Consider the following 18,443-nt stretch of genomic DNA (forward strand, 5'->3'; position numbering starts at 1 on the left):
CGTCCGCGCCTGTTTTGGCGACTCAATTAGAATACCAAGTCTGAAACAAGAAGTCAACAACTTTTTTGAAATTGTTTTTTTCGTTTGTTTCAAGCGCTTGTCGTTGTTAAGGACATGTAATAATATATCATGCGTTTTATTATTGTGCAACACTTATTTTAAAATTGTTTTTAAAATCATGAACAAGCCTCTTGAACCTTACGATTCCGGCTCAAGAGGCTACGTATTTCCTATTAATCCATCAACTGAATGATGCTATGTTGCCGTTCTTCCATTAAATCAATGACTATCATCCGTCCTTGTTCTTCATATGAAATAACAGGTCGATCAAAAATTGTATTCTTTCGAACGATCGTTGCAATCTTTCCATTACTCATCAGGACACGATCACCGACTTCGATTGGTAAGAGTAACTGTCCGAGCAATAGGACATACTTCGAGCAATATTGCATCGGTCGTGCTTTTAAATGACGGTATGCATCAAACGGTGTATATGCTTCTCGATATGGACGCCAACTTGTCATCGCAGCAAAGACATCTGCCACAATAAAAAGTCGACTATGATCCGTAATCTTATCTCCCTTTACCTTTAAAGGATAACCCGTTCCATCTAGTCGTTCATGATGTTGAACAATCAAGCGATTGACCGTATCTGAAATGATCGTCTCCTTTTGCAATGCTTGATATGCCATTGCGGGGTGCCGGTGGAAGATTTCTTGTTGCATTGCTTCATAGCGTTTCGTATGACGCCATTCCATGATTCGCGCGAGACCGTAGTCAGCAAAATAAGAAGCTGTCCATAACTCATGGATTAATTTCCGATCTTTTCCGACTGCTTCAGCAAGCATTTGCGCAATTGCCCCTCGATAGATGGCATGTCGAACTGTATAAGCTTCCGTTCCTCGCTCGAGGAAGAATGGTAAGACATCTTGTCTCGTAATCCGTTCTGGAACGGACTGTTTGACCCAGCTCAATGCTTCATACACATTCGGCTTTATTCCCTGTTCCCATGACATGAAGACTTTATTGTAAGAACGAATGAATGCTTCAAACGGATTTTCTGTATGAGCCGCTACGGTTTCAGTTTGCGCCTCCTCGCTCTCGATTAAATCCGGTCGATCTTCGATGACGACTTCTTTAATCAAAAATCGTTGAATCCGCCGTAACTCATCCGTTCCTATCTTTTTACCTGCTTCTACGATTGGATGATCTGTATGTAAATAGATGGGTTCCGTTAAACGATCCCCGATGCGTAATTGATTACTTGCCACTCGCATATCGTTTCGTCTCCTTTTTTATTTTATTTTCTTTCTATACTATATATGTAGATAAAAGCAGCAGAGTAGTATCACTCTGCTGCTTCCTTGCTGATGTCTTACTTACTCTTCCGCTTCTTCTGAAGCATCCGATTCGACTACATTCTCTTCAGACACGATATCAGTGTCTTCTTCCATTTCATCAGTCTCTTCGCGTTTCAGTTTGGCAACCGTTGCAACACGGTCACCTTCTTCAATTCGAATGACCTTCACCCCTTGGGTATTCCGGCCGACACGTGAGATGTATTGCGAGTCTGTCCGAATGACGATCCCGCTCTCTGTCATGATCATGATGTCATCATCGACATCAACGATTCGCATGGCAACGATTTGACCGACGCGTTCTGTCACCTTACTCGCGATCAATCCTTTACCACCACGAGACTGGCTACGGAACTCGGTCATCGGTGTCCGTTTACCGAATCCTTTTTCCGTAATGACAAGAACATCTTGGGCATCACGTGCAAGTTCCATCCCGACGACGAAATCGTCTGGACGTAACGTCATCGCTTTGACACCACGAGCGCCACGTCCCATCGAGCGGACATTCGTGATTGGGAAACGAATCGCTTTCCCACTTGTTGAAACAGCAAAGACTTCATCGTCCGTCGATGCGAGACGAACCGATGTCAACTCGTCGTCTTCAAACAATCGAATCGCGATCAAACCGTTTTTGTTGATCCGTGCGTACGCAGACAACGGTGAACGTTTGACGCGTCCTTTACGTGTCATGAAGATCAATGATTTTTGCTCATCTTGAACGACTTCTTCCGTTTCGAGCGTTTCTTCCGTCTCTTCAATCTCTCCCTCAATCACCTCGACAGGTGCTTCAGTTGCTTGTTGCTCCTCGAGATAACGTTTGAAGTTGACTGGAATCATCGTCTCGACCTTTTCGTCGCGTTCGATTTGGATGAGGTTGATGATCGGTACACCTTTTGATGTCCGGCTCATCTCCGGTACTTCATATCCACGAATCCGGTAGACTTTTCCGCGGTTCGTAAAGAATAGGATCGTATCATGAGTCGAACAAGATAAGAGACGCGTGACGTAATCCTCGTCATTCGTTCCGATTCCTTGAACCCCACGTCCGCCGCGGCGTTGTGTCCGGTACGAATCCGTCGTCATCCGTTTGATATAGCCACTGCTTGTCAACGTGATGATGATATCCTGTTCCGGAATCAAATCTTCGTCTTCGAATTCGATGTGGTCCATGCGGATTTCCGTCCGACGTTCGTCGTTGAAACGTTCTTTCAACTCCTCGAGCTCTGTCCGGATTAAATCAAGCAAGACTTCCTCACTCGCAAGGATGCGGTTCAGTTCCGCGATCAATTGCATGATTTCGTCATACTCTGCTTCGATCTTCTCCCGTTCAAGACCTGTCAGGCGTTGCAAGCGCATATCAAGAATCGCTTGTGATTGTTTCTCGGATAACGCAAAACGCTCCATCAACTGTTCACGTGCTGCGTCTGCTGTCCGGTTCCCGCGGATGATTTGAATGACTTCATCCAAATGATCGAGTGCAATCCGTAGACCAGCGAGTAAGTGTTCACGTGCTTCTGCTTTTTCGAGATCGAACTGTGTCCGACGACGCACGATTTCTTTTTGATGCTCGAGGTAATGATAAAGCATTTCCTTGAGCGTCAATGTTTTCGGACGTCCGCCGACGATCGCAAGCATATTGACACCAAACGTCGTTTGCATCGACGTCTGTTTATACAAGTTATTTAAGATGACGCTCGCATTGGCGTCACGACGAACTTCCATGACGATGCGCATACCGCGGCGATCTGACTCATCCCGTAAATCGGTGATGCCTTCAATCTTTTTCTCGCGAACGAGATCGGCAATCTTTTCAACGAGGCGGGCTTTATTGACCTGATAAGGCAGCTCCGTCACGATGATCCGTTCCCGGTCTTTTTTCGTCTGTTCGATTTCAGCTTTCGCACGGACGATGATTGAGCCACGTCCTGTCTCATAAGCGCGACGAATCCCGCTCCGACCAAGAATTTCACCAGCTGTCGGGAAATCAGGTCCCGGAATGTGCTGCATCAGTTCTTGGATCGTGATTTCTGGATCGTGCGACAAGGCTAAGACACCATCGATGACTTCGCCAAGCTGATGTGGTGGAATGTTCGTTGCCATCCCGACCGCGATCCCGCTCGAACCGTTGACGAGTAAGTTCGGGAAGCGTGACGGTAAGACTTCCGGTTCGCGTTCCGAACCATCGTAGTTATCTTTGAAATCGACTGTGTTTTTGTTGATATCGCGAACGATCTCCATCGCGATTTTTGACATACGAGCTTCGGTATATCGCATCGCAGCCGCCGAGTCCCCATCGACAGACCCGAAGTTTCCGTGTCCATCGACGAGTTCGTAACGGTAGCTGAAGTCTTGCGCCATGCGGACCATCGTGTCATAGACGGCAGAATCCCCGTGCGGGTGATACTTACCGATGACTTCCCCGACGATACGGGCAGACTTTTTATGTGGTTTATCGGCACGAATACCGAGGTCGTTCATCGCATAGAGAATCCGGCGGTGTCCGGGTTTTAAGCCGTCCCGTACGTCCGGAAGAGCACGTGCGACGATGACGCTCATCGCGTAGTCCATGAAGGACGTACGCATCTCTTGACTGATATTAATATCCTTGATGATTCCGTGATTTTGTTCGGACATGCTTCTGGCCACCCTCTCTGTTCAGCGTTAAATATCCAGGTTCTTGACGTAATGTGCGTGTGATTGAATGAAGTCGCGTCGTGGTTCGACTTGATCTCCCATCAAGATATCAAAGACTTCATCTGCTTCGATCGCATCTTGAAGCTCGACACGCAACATTTGACGACCACTTGGATCCATCGTCGTTTCCCAAAGTTGCTCTGGATCCATCTCCCCAAGACCTTTGTAGCGCTGAATGTCGTACCGTGCGTTTTCAGGAAGCGCTGCAAGCGCCTCTGTCAATTCACGTTCGTTATGCACGTACGTGATGTTCTTCCCTTGTTTGATCCCGTATAGCGGTGGCTGAGCGATATAGACATACCCATGCTCGACAAGCGGACGCATGTAACGGTAGAAGAACGTCAACAAGAGTGTCCGGATGTGGGCACCATCGACATCGGCATCGGTCATGATGATGACTTTGTGATAGCGTGCTTTTTCGATATTGAACTCAGAACCGATGCTTGTTCCGAGTGCCGTGATGATCGTCCGAATCTCATTGCTTCCGAGAATCTTATCAAGACGTGCTTTCTCAACGTTCAAGATTTTACCGCGAATCGGTAAGATCGCTTGGAAATGACGATCGCGTCCGGATTTCGCAGAACCACCCGCCGAGTCACCCTCAACGATGTACAATTCGGAAATCGACGCATCACGTGACGAACAGTCGGCCAGTTTACCCGGTAGTGAGCTCACTTCGAGAACACCTTTACGGCGTGTCAGTTCACGGGCGCGTTTCGCTGCCATCCGGGCGCGCGACGCCATCATCCCTTTTTCGACGATTGCGCGTGCGTTCGTCGGGTTTTCGAGCATGAACTGCTCAAACGCACCAGAGAAGAGCGAATCCGTAACCGTGCGTGCGTCGGAGTTCCCGAGTTTCGTTTTCGTTTGACCTTCGAACTGTGGATTCGGGTGTTTGACAGAAACGATCGCGGTCATCCCTTCACGTACGTCCTCACCGGATAACGTACCGTCTGCATCCTTCATCAAACCGAACTTCTTCGCGTAGTCATTGATGACCCGTGTCAAAGCTGTCTTGAAGCCGGTCTCGTGCGTACCCCCTTCATGCGTCGGGATGTTGTTCGTGAACGAGTAGATGTTTGACGCAAATCCGTCGTTGTACTGAAGTGCGACTTCGACTTCGATGCCGTCTTTTGTACCGTGTACATAGACTGGTTCCGCATGAACGACTTCTTTTGAACGGTTCAAGTGTTCGACGTAGGACTTGATCCCACCTTCGTAGTGGAAGCTACGCGTCATCGGCTCATCCGCACGATCGTCCGTGATGATGATCTTCAGGCCTTTGTTCAAGAAAGCAAGTTCCCGCAGGCGTGTCGCTAGCAAATCATAGTCATACTCGAGCGTCTCTTGGAAAATCTCACCGTCTGGGAAGAAACGAATCGTCGTTCCTGTCTCTTCTGATGTTCCGATCACTTCGAGATCTTGCGCTGGTACACCGCGATGATACGCTTGGTAATACAGCTTCTCGTTCCGTTTGACGAATACTTCAAGTTTCGTCGACAGAGCGTTAACGACCGAAGCCCCAACACCGTGTAGTCCACCCGATACTTTATACCCGCCGCCGCCGAATTTACCACCGGCGTGGAGGACCGTTAGGATGACCTCAACGGCAGGACGACCCATCTTCTCTTGGATGTCGACTGGAATACCGCGTCCATTATCCTCGACTAAGATCGAGTTCCCTGGTTCGATCGTGACCTTGATCGTGTCACAGTACCCTGCGAGCGCCTCATCGATCGAGTTATCGACGATCTCCCATACGAGGTGATGGAGACCCTTTGATGCCGTCGAGCCGATATACATCCCTGGACGTTTACGTACTGCTTCTAATCCTTCAAGTACTTGAATCTGATCGGCACCGTACCCTTGTTCCAATTCCATATCTTCATGATTACTCATCGGTTTTCTCACCTACTGTTTCTTTATATGATGTCTCTTCCAAATCGACTGTCCCTTGTTTCACGTGGAACAACTTCGCTTGGTTGATCGTTTCATGCGCAATCCCGTCGACGCTTGTCGTCGTCAGGATCGTCTGGACCTTTTGTTGCATCGTATCGAGCAAATGTGTTTGACGATGATCATCAAGCTCGGATAAGACATCGTCGAGCAGAAGAAGTGGATATTCCCCTACTTCCTCGTGGATCAATTCGATCTCCGCAAGCTTTAACGAGAGAGCTGCTGTCCGTTGTTGTCCTTGTGAACCATACGTTTGGACGTTTCGTCCATTGACTTCCATCTCGAAGTCATCGCGATGTGGTCCAAACAACGTAACTCCTCTTCGGATTTCATTTTCTTTTATTTTACCAAACTTCCGCGTGTAGGACGCAGTCATTCCTTCGACATCGAGTAATTCGTCGCCGAATGTGTCCGAACGATAGATGAGCGCGAGTTCTTCCTGTCCACGACTGATTCCGTCATGAATCGGTCGTGCCCATTTTTCGAGCTGGGCCATGAAATGATGGCGGCGCTGAACGATTTTAACGGCTAGCGTAATCATTTGCTCCGTCAAGATATCAAGGAAGGTCTCGTCTCCTCCCTTCATGGACAGTTGTTTCAGCAATGCGTTTCGCTGCTTCAACACTTTCAGGTACTGGCTCAATTCATGCAGATAGACCGGACTGACTTGACCGATCTCCATATCGAGAAATCGCCGGCGGACTTGTGGACTGCCTTTGACGATATGCAAATCTTCCGGGGCGAATAAAACGATGTTCAGTGCCCCGACATAATCACTCAAGCGTCGTTGCTCTAGATGATTCAGCTTTGCTTTTTTCCCGCGACCCGAGATGACGATCTCTTGAACATGGGAGCCGGTCCGCTTGACGACACGTCCTTCGACGCGCGCTGTTTCCTGGTCCCAACCGATCAGTTCCTTGTCATGCGTCGTCCGGTGCGACTTCGCGAGAGCGAGGACATAGATCGCTTCCAATAAGTTCGTCTTCCCTTGTGCATTTTCACCAATCAGGACATTCGTTTTTTCGGAGAATGACAGTTCGAGTGCGTCATAGTTGCGATAATGACTGAGTCGGACTGAATCCAGCCGCACGTTAGTTGCCCTCGTTCTTGATGATGAACTGACCGTAGTCTTCTACATCAATGATGTCTCCATCCCGTAATTTACGACCACGTCGCTGATCGACCTCGCCGTTGACTAGAATCGGTACCTCTGCTAAAAACGGTTTGGCTTGTCCTCCGCTTGAGATGATATCCGATAGCTTCAGGAACTGCCCTAACGTGACGTATTCCGTTGTAATTCTGATTTCTTGCATGGATTGACTCCTCCTACCTACATATTATAAATGACGTACTCTTTATTGTACTAAACATTGAGCGATTTAGCAAAATCCCCGAACGTATATACGGTATACGAAAAAGACGGGTCCGATGTCGAAACGATCGAACCCGTCTTATCACGTATTTTGTGTTGATGCTTACGCCGTCCGGACTGGAAGAATCAGTTGCAGGACGTTATCTTGATCGACTGGGTGCAAGATGAATGGACGAATCGAACCCGTGAACTGGATTTCGATATCTGTTGCGTCAAGTGCCTTCAAGGCATCCATCATGTACTTCGAGTTGAACGAGATTTTCAGCTCTTCGCCTTCAAGCGACAGGATGCTGACTTGCTCCGAGACTTTCCCGACTTCTGGAGAATGCGAAGAGATCTCGACCGCTGTCGTTCCTTCAGCTGCGAACTTGATGACGTTGTTACGGTCCTCACGTGCTAGCAGTGACGCGCGATCGATCGCTTGGAGCAATTCTTTCGCGTTCATGCGGACAGCTGTCCGGTACTCTTCTGGAATCAAGCGTGATGTATCCGGATAGTTTCCGTCGAGTAGACGCGAGAAGAAGAGGACGTGCTTCATCTTGAACAAGATTTGTTGGTTCGTGATCGTGATATCCACATGACCATCCCCAAGCAACTTCGATAATTCATTTAAGCTCTTACCAGGAACGATGACGTTCTGGAACGAGATATCTGTATCTGTCTCAAACTGAGCACGACGAAGGGCTAGACGGTGACTATCTGTTGAAACACACGTCAAGATGCCTTTGTCAGCTGAGAAGTTCACACCTGTCAGAACAGGACGTGTTTCTTGAACAGCGACAGCAAAGCTTGTTTGGCGAATCATCGAACGTAAGAGATCAGCCGGTAAACGGAAACGTTGTCCCCCATCAACTTGCGGAAGGCGTGGGAACTCATCTGGATCAAGACCGTTCAAATGGAATTCCGCTGTTCCTGACTGGATCCGTGTCATGAAGTTCGGTGAGACTTCAAGTGTGACTTCGTCTTTTGGCATCTTTTTGACGATATCGCCGAAGAAGCGGGCATTCAAGACGACACTACCTGCACGGTGAACCGTGACATAAGATGTTCCATTCTCTTCTGCATAGATTGTCCGTTCAATCGAGATTTCTGTATCGCTTCCTGTCAGCGTCATACCATCTCCATGAGCTTCGAGTTTGATTCCTGTCAGAATCGGAATCGTCGTGCGGGATGAGACCGCTTTGGCTACATCTTGTACTGCTTGAATTAAAGCTTCGCGTTGAATGGTGATATGCATATCGTCGTTAGACTCCTCTCGAAAATAATGGGCATGCGCCCATCATAACATAATAATATATTTTTTTAATAATAGTCTTAGGGGCTGTGGATAGTGTGGATAAGTCGGTGGATAACTTGGTATAAAGCCAAAAACGGTGTGGATAAGTTGTGGATAACTACCCTACTTTATCCACATGTTTATCCACAGTTTTACGAATGCTTCAATTCATGTTTGATTTGTTCAATGACTTTCCCAGTTTCCCCGTCCGATTTGATCAACATACTGATCTTTTCATGGGCATGGATGACGGTCGTATGGTCGCGTCCCCCGAATTCTTCTCCGATTTTCGGTAAAGAGCTTTCTGTCATCTCACGCGAAAGATACATCGCGATTTGACGTGGGAAGGCAATCGATTTCGTTCGTTTCTTCGCCTTCAGATCATCAAACGGCAAATTGAAGTGCTTACTGACCGACTCCTGGATGTCACGAATCGTAACTTTACGCGGTTCAGCGACCGGCATGATGTTATGCAAGGCTTCCGCAGCAACATTTGGATCGATTGGTCGTCCGACGAGATTCGCATAAGCGATAACGCGGGTTAACGCTCCTTCGAGCTCCCGAATATTCGTATCAATTTGACTTGCGATGTAAAGCATGACTTCGTTTGAGACGTCAAGTTGCTCCGCATTCGCCTTTTTCCGTAAAATCGCAATCCGTGTCTCGAGATCCGGTGGCGTGATGTCGGTGATTAATCCCCATTCGAAACGAGAACGAAGCCGATCTTCAAGCGTTGGAATCTCTTTTGGTGGTCGGTCACTTGAGATGATGATTTGTTTTTGGTCGTTGTGCAAGGCATTGAATGTGTGGAAAAACTCTTCTTGCGTCTGTTCTTTGCCCGCAAGGAACTGGATGTCATCAATTAAGAGGACATCGATGTTACGGTATTTATTTCGAAACTCAACCGTCTTATTATCACGGATGGAGTTAATGAAGTCATTCGTAAAGCGTTCAGAAGAGACATAGGCAATCCGTGTCCCGAGATTTTGATCTTGAACGTACTGTCCGATGGCATGCATCAGATGGGTTTTGCCAAGACCAACGCCACCATAGATGAAAAGCGGATTGTATGCTTTAGCAGGCGCTTCCGCAACAGCAAGTGAAGCGGCATGCGCAAAACGGTTCCCCGATCCGATGACGAATGTATCGAACGTATACTTCTCATTCAATTGTCCGAGTTCACTCATCGTCAGTTCCTCTGTTGGTCTCCGCATGTTCGATGGACGCGATTTCGGAGTCGGTGTTGCCTCAACACGTTCCTCTTCTTGTCGATCGAGCATTTTCTTCGCTTGTCCCTCTTCAATGAACTGAATATCGAGTCGGCTTCCTGTTACTTCCTCAACTGTGTCTTCGAGTAAAGATAAGTACTGGCGCTCGAGCCATGTCACCGTAAACGCAGCTGGTGCTGAAACGAGTAGTGTCGTTCCATTTAGCGTGACGCCTTCTGTGGATTTTAACCACATATCATAACTAGCTTTCGGTGTTCGTTCCTCTTCCTCGATCACAGATAAGACATTATGCCAAAGTTCGGCAGCGTTTTTCATAAATACCCCCCTTTTTTTATCAAGATAGAAAATTTTTGTACACAGGCTTATACACAGACAAAGTTAATGAAGAAACTCGACTTATCCCCATAACGTAAAAACTGTGGATAACGTTATCCACAGGCAGTTGAATCTGTGTATAAAGTTATCCACAGGGTGTGTATAACTTGTTTTGTCCTGAACGATCAGGATCATGTTATGCACAATTAGTGTATCAAAAGAAATGAGCCCTGGCAATGGTTGGAATGATTTATCCACAAGTAAATTAAACCGTCCACAGGTAGTTACCCACAAGCTGTGGATAGTGTGGATAAATTGTGGATAAGAGGTGGATAACTTTTCGAAAGAGGAAGCGTTGAAAAAGAGTTATTCACAAAATACAAAAGAAGTGGAAAAAGGAAATCCAAAATCGAGGATTGACGTCGATTTTAAAAAATACTATCGTAGACAAAGTGAAGAGTTATCCACGGAAAGTGTGGATAATGTGGATAAGTCTGTGGATAGGTGGATAAGTCTACACACATCCCCTCTATGACCCATATGTATTCTATCGCGTAATAGAGTTTGCACAGTCGAATCCTATTGCCTGTTTTCAAACTAGAACTCCCTTAAGCAGGACAAGAAATCTTCTGAACTTTCATTGACAATGCCACAATCAGTTTATATAATGTACAAGACTGCCTTAAAGTAGAAAATAACAATTGGTTATAAAGATCTTTTAAAGGAGGTGCAGACGAATGAAACCAACTTTCAACCCAAACAACCGTAAGCGTAAAAAAGTTCACGGATTCCGTGCGCGTATGGCTACGAAGAGTGGCCGCCGTATCTTGGCTGCTCGCCGTCTTAAGGGCCGCAAAGCCTTGACTGTCTAATGCATTGATGCATCCATCACTTCGGGATGGTCCGAGGTGATTTTTTTTTATGTTTTTTCGTGTGTTCGTGCTTTTGTCACATGCGCCCTATCGCGTCGCATGTTTATTCTATGATATGATGAGAGACGACGAATTTTCGTAGTGTCAGGATGGAGTGTGAATAAGGTGAAGAAGGAATACCGCGTCAAGAAAGACAAGGAGTTCCAAGCGGTGTTTACTAAAGGAGCCTCTGTCGCAAATCGGCAATTTGTCGTGTATGCCTTGAAAAAGGAGCAACAGACTCACTTTCGGGTTGGTTTATCCGTCAGTAAGAAAATCGGGAATGCCGTCGTCCGGAATCAGGTGAAACGGTATCTTCGGGAAGCATGCCAGCAGCATGAAGCCTCGATTGCCCCGAATTATGATTTGGTGATCATCGCGCGCAATCCGGCCGCGAAGATGACCGCGCAAGAAGTGGCTGACAGTCTCCGTCACGTCCTCAAACGTTCCGGTGTCTGGATGCGATCAAAAAAATGAATCGTAGCAATGCATCCTGTTGATTTGTACGGCGCTCCCTTTCCTTGCCTTACTATAGAAGAAGATGGCGTTCGACAAAGCGTAAACAATTTCTAGGAGGAATTATGAACAAGAGAACTAAGATTTGGTTAACTCTCGGACTCATGTCCGTGCTCGCGATCGTATTATCCGGCTGTACACCTAGCACGTATGGTACAGGTGAACCGATCACAGCAGACACAGAAGGTTTTTGGAAACATTACTTCGTTTGGCCGATGGCGTGGTTGATTCGTGAGATTTCACAGTTCTTTAGCGGTGATTACGGTATCGGAATCATCATTACGACACTTCTCGTTCGTCTTGTCATCCTTCCATTGATGATCAAACAAACGAAGAGTATGGGTGGAATGCAAGTCATCCAGCCTGAAATGATGAAGCTTCGTGAGAAATACAGCTCAAAAGACCAAGAGACGCAACAGAAATTGCAACAGGAAATGATGAAGCTCTACCAAGAGCACAACGTCAATCCACTCGCAGGCTGTTTACCGATCTTGATCCAAATGCCGATCTTGATCGCGTTCTATAACGCCATCATTTATACACCGGCTATTTTCCAACACACATTCCTCTGGTTCGACCTTGGTAAACCGGATCCATTCTTCATCTTGCCGATCATGTCTGCGGTACTGACGTATCTGCAACAAAAGATCTCGATGGCAGGTCAAGAAGACAATCCACAAATGAAAATCATGCTCTACGTCTTCCCAATCATGATCTTCATCATGGGTGTTACACTCCCATCTGCCCTTTCGCTTTACTGGGTCGTCGGTTACATCTTCTCGATCATCGTCACGATCGTCATCATGAAGCCGATGCGTGAAAAGATTAAGTTGCAGACGGAAGCAACAATGGCTGCTAAACGTGAAAAAGAAGCAGCACAAGCAGCTCCGGCTCCTAAAAAATCGAAAAAGAAACGCTAATACGTGAAGAGCGACGCTTTGTTTTGACAGAGTGTCGCTCTTTTTCTTTTGCGTCATTTCGTGTATAGTTGTTTCGTTATACCCATTGCAACGATTAAGGATTAAATACTCATAAAAAGACAGAAGAAAAACGAGGTGGAAGAACGGATGATGGAATTTGATACGATTGCCGCGATTTCGACGCCGATGGGAGAAGGGGCGATTGCGATCGTGCGCTTATCAGGTCCTGATGCAGTCGCTGTAGCCGACCGTGTTTATAAAGGGAGCAACCGCTTGACGGAAGTACCAACCCATACGATTCATTACGGGAAATTGGTCGACCATGAGGCGGACCGTGTCGTCGATGAAGTGATGGTGAGTGTCATGCGCGCACCAAAGACGTTTACACGTGAAGATGTCATCGAATTGAATTGTCATGGAGGAGTCGTCGCGGTCAATCGTGTCCTCGAACTCATCCTCGCCCAACCGGAAGTCCGGCTGGCGGAACCTGGTGAATTTACGAAACGTGCGTTCTTGAACGGACGCATCGATTTATCACAAGCGGAAGCCGTCATGGATCTGATCCGGGCGAAGACGGACCGAGCGATGCATGTCGCCGTCAGTCAGATTGAAGGACGTCTCTCGAAACTCGTCCAAGACTTACGTCAACAATTGTTACAGACGATTGCTGCGATTGAAGTCAACATCGATTACCCGGAATACGATGCAGAAGAGATGACGCAACAGATCGTCGAACGTGATGCGGGTGCTGTCCGCGCGATTTTAGCAGAGTTATTAACAACGGCACGCCAAGGAAAAATCTTGCGCGAAGGGTTATCCACAGCGATCATCGGTCGACCAAACGTCGGAAAGTCGTCTTTGCTCAACACATTGGTGCAAGAAGCAAAGGCCATCGTCACGGATATCGCGGGAACGACGCGCGATACGATTGAGGAATATGTTAACGTTCGCGGTGTACCGTTGAAGTTGATTGATACGGCAGGGATTCGTGAGACGGAAGATATCGTCGAACGGATGGGTGTCGAAAAGTCACGTCAGGCTTTAAAGACGGCCGACTTGATCTTACTCGTCCTCAACGGAAACGATGTTTTGACGGATGAGGACGTCTTGCTGTTTGAAGCGATCAAAGGAATGAACGCGATCATCATCGTCAACAAGAGTGACTTGGCGCAACAGATTGATTTAGCGCGTGTCACGGAACTTGCTGATGGTCGACCAATCGTCACGACATCCTTGCTCGAGGAAGCAGGCGTCAACGATCTTGAAGCGGCGATTGCGAGTCTGTTCTTTGAACAGGGTGTCGAAAGTCAGGATATGACGTACGTCTCAAATGCGCGTCACATCCAGCTCATCAAACGCGCGAGTCAAATGATTGAAGATGCTCTCGGTGCAGCAGAAGCAGCGATGCCGATCGACATGGTACAGATCGATTTACGACGAGCATGGGATACGCTTGGCGAAATCAATGGTGATACAGCACAGGATAGTTTATTGGATCAGTTGTTTTCGCAGTTCTGTCTCGGGAAATAATTCGAGACGACTGCGTGTGGAATAAGAAGGAGGAACCAGTACTATGGCTTATCAAGCAGGTGAATTCGACGTCATCGTCGTCGGAGCCGGACATGCCGGCATCGAAGCCTCTCTTGCTGCGGCACGAATGGGCTCGAAAACGGTCATGTTGACAATGAATCCCGATATGGTCGGATTCATGTATTGCAACCCGTCGATCGGTGGTCCTGCAAAAGGAATCGTCGTCCGGGAAATCGATGCGCTCGGTGGCGAAATGGCACGCGCGATCGATGCAACGTATATTCAAATGAAAATGTTAAACACATCAAAAGGTCCTGCCGTGCGAGCACTACGGGCACAGGCGGATAAATTCGAATACCAAAACCGAATGAAAAAAGCGCTCGAGGATGAACCGAATTTGCTTTTACGTCAAGCGCTCGTCGAACGGTTATTGATTGACGACGAAGGACGTTGCGTCGGTGTCGTCACGAATACAGGGGCGGAGTACCGGGCGAAAGCGGTCATCATCACGACCGGAACGTTCATGCGCGGAAAAATCATCATCGGTGAATTGTCTTACGAGAGTGGTCCGAACAATCAGATGCCATCGATCAATCTATCGAAACATCTTGAAGAACTCGGATTTGAGCTCGCACGTTTCAAAACAGGTACACCACCACGAATCGACGGGAAAACGATTGACTACTCGAAGACGGAGATTCAACCAGGTGACGAAGTAGCACTTCCATTTAGTCATGAAACGACTCAGATGATCACGGAACAGATTCCATGCTGGTTGACGTATACGACGGAGTATACGCATCAGTTGATCGATGCGAACTTACATCGTTCACCGATGTTCTCTGGGATGATTAAAGGGACAGGTCCACGTTATTGCCCATCGATCGAAGATAAGGTCGTCCGGTTCAACGATAAACCGCGTCACCAAATCTTCCTTGAGCCAGAAGGTCGCGATACGGAAGAAGTCTACGTGCAAGGATTATCGACAAGTTTACCGGAAGACGTCCAACACGATATTCTCCGCTCGATTCCTGGGCTTGAGAATTCAGAAATGATGCGTCCTGGTTATGCGATTGAGTACGATGCCGTTGTTCCAACACAACTCTGGCCAACGCTCGAGACAAAACGGGTTCCTGGTTTATTCACAGCGGGTCAAATCAACGGAACAAGTGGGTATGAGGAAGCGGCAGGACAAGGGATCATGGCAGGGATCAATGCTGGACTACAAGTCCAAGGCAAAGAACCACTTATCTTGTCACGTTCACAAGGCTATATCGGTGTCATGATCGATGATCTCGTTACGAAAGGTACGAACGAACCGTACCGCCTCTTGACGTCACGTGCCGAGTATCGGTTGTTGCTCCGTCATGATAATGCGGATCTTCGTCTATCGGAAATCGGACATGAACTCGGATTGATCTCGGAAGAACGCCAAGCGAAGTTGCTCGATAAACAAGAGCAAATCCGTCTTGAGATGAAACGTCTTGAGAAGGTCGTCATCAAAGCGACAGCGGACGTGAATGCACAGCTAGAAGCAATTGGTGCATCACCACTCAAGGAAGCGCTGCATGCGATCACGTTGCTGAAACGCCCGGAAATCACGTATGCGATGATCGCGCAGATGACACCACCGGAAACACCACTGTCTGCAGAAGCAGCAGAACAAGTCGAAATCCAAGTCAAATATGCCGGCTACATCGATAAACAACTCGATCAAGTCGAAAAAATGATGCGGATGGAGCAAAAACGGATTCCGGATCGTCTCGATTACGATGCGATCAGTGGATTAGCGATTGAAGCGAAACAAAAACTAAACCAAGTGCGTCCGCTCTCGATCGGACAAGCATCCCGGATCTCAGGGGTTAACCCGTCTGATATCTCGATTTTGCTTGTCTATATCGAACAAGGCCAATACGCATTGACTGCGGAGTGAACGAGATGAACCAACAGCAATTCGTAACAGCATTGGCAGCACAGGGACTTGAGGTCTCAGAACATCAGTTGCATCAATTCAAACGGTATTATGAACTGCTCGTCGAGTGGAATGAAAAGATGAACCTGACGGCGATCACGGACGAAGAAGATGTCTATCTCAAGCACTTCTATGATTCGATCACAGCAGCATTCTATTTCGATTTCACGACGGTCACGACAGTTTGTGATGTCGGAGCGGGCGCTGGTTTCCCAAGTCTGCCGATCAAGATCATGTTCCCCCATCTCCAAGTGACGATTGTCGATTCACTGAACAAACGAATCGGCTTCCTCAATCATTTGGCGACGGAACTCGGACTCGAAGGTGTCGCGTTCCATCATGGACGCGCCGAAGAGTTCGGTAAAAATAAACAATTCCGCGAACGGTTTGATGTCGTGACAGCACGTGCGGTCGCCCGGATGTCCGTTCTCGCGGAATATTGCCTACCGCTTGCGAAAGTCGGGGGTCAATTCGTTGCCTTGAAGGCAGCGAAAGTCAGTGAAGAGCTCGAGGATGGTGCGATTGCCTTAAAAGTACTCGGTGGGAATTTACGGGAAAGTTTCCAGTTCCAATTGCCAGGCGAGGAAAGTGAGCGTAATATCGTTATTGTAGATAAAAAACGAACAACACCCGGGAAATATCCGCGTAAAGCGGGTACGCCTGCAAAAGATCCATTAAGCTAAACACCGTTTCACGTGAAACGATGACTGATAAAGGTGAGGTGCGCCAACGTGAGAAATGCAATTGCCAAGCTGCTCGGTAAGGGAGGGCAACCTGCTACGATCGAGCTTGACCCACAAGAGACGGTTCAGGAATTACCATTGACAGAACTTGTCGCAAACCAGTTCCAACCACGGACAGTGTTTGATGGGGACCGAATTGAAGAGCTAGCCGTTACGATCGAAGAGCATGGATTACTCCAGCCGATCGTCGTTCGAAAACAAGGAACAGGATACGAAATCATTGCGGGAGAACGACGATACCGGGCAGTGCGCTCGCTTGGTTGGGAAACGATTCCTGGCATCGTCAAAGAGATGACGGACGAGACGACTGCTTCACTGGCATTGATTGAAAATCTGCAACGCGAAGATTTGACACCAATCGAAGAAGCAGAAGCCTATGAGCGCTTGCTTGCGTTACAAGACATCACGCAAGAAGTGTTAGCTCGTAAGCTCGGACGTAGTCAATCGACGATTGCTAACAAATTGCGTTTGCTTCGATTGCCAACGGATGTCCGGGAAGCGTTGAAGCAACGGACGATCACGGAGCGTCATGCCCGTGCGTTATTACCGCTCAAGGATGAAGCGCTACAAGTAACGGTACTCGCTGAAATTCTGGAACGGGAATGGAACGTCAAGGAGACGGAGCGCCGGGTGGAACGATTGATGACACCACAGCCACCGAAGAAAAAACGTCATAAGAGCTTTGCTCGCGATACACGGATTGCGTTAAATACCCTTCGCGATTCCGTCGATATGATCGAGCAAACCGGATTGACGATTGAAAAAGAAGAAGTCGATTGTGAAGACTATGTAGAGGTGCGGATTCGCATCGTGAAGGCACGTCCGGAATAAGCGGTCGTGCCTTCCGCTACGTTTAGGAGAGAAGGCAAGTGAACGAATTACCTGTTCGGGCGATTCGCCCGAATCCGACTCAACCCCGGAAACGATTCAATGAAAAAGCATTAGAAGAGTTAGCCCAATCGCTCGTTCGGCACGGGATGATCCAACCGATCGTCGTCCGACCACGTGATGGCTATTATGAAATCATCGCCGGCGAACGACGGTATCAAGCAGCGAGTCGCGCAGGATTCGAACGTGTACCGGTCCTCGTGATCGAAGCAGACGAGACACGCGTGATGGAGCTCGCTTTGATCGAAAACATCCAACGGGCGGATTTATCCGCGATTGAAGAGGCGATGGCGTATGCGGAGATGATCGAGGAATTCGGCATCACGCAAGCAGAGCTTGCGCAGCGTGTCGGCAAAAGTCGTTCGCACATCACGAACAGTCTTCGGTTACTACAATTGCCGCTACTCGTTCAACAAGCGGTGATGGATGAGCGGTTATCGATGGGACATGCCCGTGCCCTGTTGTCGCTGAAGCATCCAAAGAAAATCGAGCAGATGGCAGAACGTGTCATGGCGGAAAATTGGAACGTCCGTCGATTAGAGCAGGCGCTTCGGGAACGGAAAGAATCCACGCGTCCGCAACAAGCGACCGCTGTCCAATTCGTCGAAGAGTCGCTTCGCGAAAAATACGGGGCGACGGTACGGATCAAACAAGGCAAACAAGCAGGGAAACTCGAGATTGATTTTGCAGATGAAGACGACCTCAATCGGTTGCTCGACTTGTTATTACCTGAATCGGATCAATGAAAAAGAAGCGTTCCGGT

General features: G+C 47.9%; 15 protein-coding genes. 8 read left to right on the forward strand and 7 right to left on the reverse strand.

Translation table 11 applies throughout. The features are described from left to right. Window positions 1-233: 233 nt before the first annotated feature. The 7 genes from EXG77_RS00095 to dnaA all read right to left on the reverse strand — a co-directional run bounded on the left by EXG77_RS00095 (window position 234) and on the right by dnaA (window position 10,200). Complete coding sequence (locus EXG77_RS00095) at window positions 234-1,277, reverse strand: HD-GYP domain-containing protein (protein ID WP_023469869.1); 1,044 nt, start codon at window positions 1,275-1,277, stop codon at window positions 234-236. A gap of 102 nt (window positions 1,278-1,379) precedes the next feature. Next, a complete protein-coding gene (gene gyrA / locus EXG77_RS00100; protein WP_035395430.1) occupies window positions 1,380-3,992 on the reverse strand; it encodes a DNA gyrase subunit A in 2,613 nt (870 codons plus the stop codon). 27 nt (window positions 3,993-4,019) lie between these two features. Next, entirely contained in the window at window positions 4,020-5,933 is a 1,914-nt protein-coding gene (gene gyrB, locus EXG77_RS00105; RefSeq protein WP_200864062.1) for a DNA topoisomerase (ATP-hydrolyzing) subunit B, read from the reverse strand. Between the two features lie 10 nt (window positions 5,934-5,943). Further along, a complete protein-coding gene (recF, locus tag EXG77_RS00110) occupies window positions 5,944-7,098 on the reverse strand; it encodes a DNA replication/repair protein RecF (protein ID WP_023469866.1) in 1,155 nt (384 codons plus the stop codon). Between the two features lies 1 nt (window position 7,099). Then, on the reverse strand, window positions 7,100-7,321 hold the full coding sequence (yaaA, locus tag EXG77_RS00115; protein WP_023469865.1) for a S4 domain-containing protein YaaA: 222 nt from the start codon (window positions 7,319-7,321) through the stop codon (window positions 7,100-7,102). 162 nt (window positions 7,322-7,483) lie between these two features. Then, window positions 7,484-8,617 carry a DNA polymerase III subunit beta gene (dnaN, locus tag EXG77_RS00120; protein ID WP_023469864.1) on the reverse strand — a complete coding sequence of 378 codons (1,134 nt, stop codon included), beginning with the start codon at window positions 8,615-8,617 and terminating at the stop codon, window positions 7,484-7,486. A gap of 191 nt (window positions 8,618-8,808) precedes the next feature. Continuing rightward, entirely contained in the window at window positions 8,809-10,200 is a 1,392-nt protein-coding gene (gene dnaA, locus EXG77_RS00125; RefSeq protein ID WP_023469863.1) for a chromosomal replication initiator protein DnaA, read from the reverse strand. 737 nt (window positions 10,201-10,937) lie between these two features. Here dnaA and rpmH point away from each other — a divergent pair. The 8 genes from rpmH (at window position 10,938) to EXG77_RS00165 (ending at window position 18,426) form a co-directional block, all read left to right on the forward strand. Then, the gene (gene rpmH, locus EXG77_RS00130) at window positions 10,938-11,072 is read left to right on the forward strand and encodes a 50S ribosomal protein L34 (RefSeq protein WP_012371910.1); all 135 of its coding nucleotides are present in this window, start codon (window positions 10,938-10,940) and stop codon (window positions 11,070-11,072) included. Window positions 11,073-11,237: 165 nt separating this feature from the next. Continuing rightward, window positions 11,238-11,588, forward strand: a complete 351-nt coding sequence (gene rnpA / locus EXG77_RS00135) for a ribonuclease P protein component (protein WP_023469862.1) — start codon at window positions 11,238-11,240, stop codon at window positions 11,586-11,588. Window positions 11,589-11,692: 104 nt separating this feature from the next. Continuing rightward, on the forward strand, window positions 11,693-12,547 hold the full coding sequence (gene yidC / locus EXG77_RS00140; RefSeq protein WP_035395434.1) for a membrane protein insertase YidC: 855 nt from the start codon (window positions 11,693-11,695) through the stop codon (window positions 12,545-12,547). 147 nt (window positions 12,548-12,694) lie between these two features. Then, window positions 12,695-14,077, forward strand: a complete 1,383-nt coding sequence (gene mnmE / locus EXG77_RS00145; RefSeq protein WP_023469860.1) for a tRNA uridine-5-carboxymethylaminomethyl(34) synthesis GTPase MnmE — start codon at window positions 12,695-12,697, stop codon at window positions 14,075-14,077. A gap of 43 nt (window positions 14,078-14,120) precedes the next feature. Further along, window positions 14,121-16,010 carry a tRNA uridine-5-carboxymethylaminomethyl(34) synthesis enzyme MnmG gene (mnmG, locus tag EXG77_RS00150; protein ID WP_029343026.1) on the forward strand — a complete coding sequence of 630 codons (1,890 nt, stop codon included), beginning with the start codon at window positions 14,121-14,123 and terminating at the stop codon, window positions 16,008-16,010. A gap of 5 nt (window positions 16,011-16,015) precedes the next feature. Next, the gene (rsmG, locus tag EXG77_RS00155) at window positions 16,016-16,732 is read left to right on the forward strand and encodes a 16S rRNA (guanine(527)-N(7))-methyltransferase RsmG (RefSeq protein ID WP_023469858.1); all 717 of its coding nucleotides are present in this window, start codon (window positions 16,016-16,018) and stop codon (window positions 16,730-16,732) included. Between the two features lie 48 nt (window positions 16,733-16,780). Then, window positions 16,781-17,623 (forward strand): nucleoid occlusion protein, encoded by an 843-nt coding sequence (gene noc, locus EXG77_RS00160; RefSeq protein WP_035395437.1) that lies wholly within the window; start codon window positions 16,781-16,783, stop codon window positions 17,621-17,623. A 38-nt stretch (window positions 17,624-17,661) separates the two neighbouring features. After that, the gene (locus EXG77_RS00165; RefSeq protein WP_035395440.1) at window positions 17,662-18,426 is read left to right on the forward strand and encodes a ParB/RepB/Spo0J family partition protein; all 765 of its coding nucleotides are present in this window, start codon (window positions 17,662-17,664) and stop codon (window positions 18,424-18,426) included. Window positions 18,427-18,443: the final 17 nt, after the last annotated feature.

The sequence above is a fragment of the Exiguobacterium sp. OS-77 genome (assembly GCF_000414195.2).
GTDB lineage: Bacteria > Bacillota > Bacilli > Exiguobacteriales > Exiguobacteriaceae > Exiguobacterium_A > Exiguobacterium_A indicum.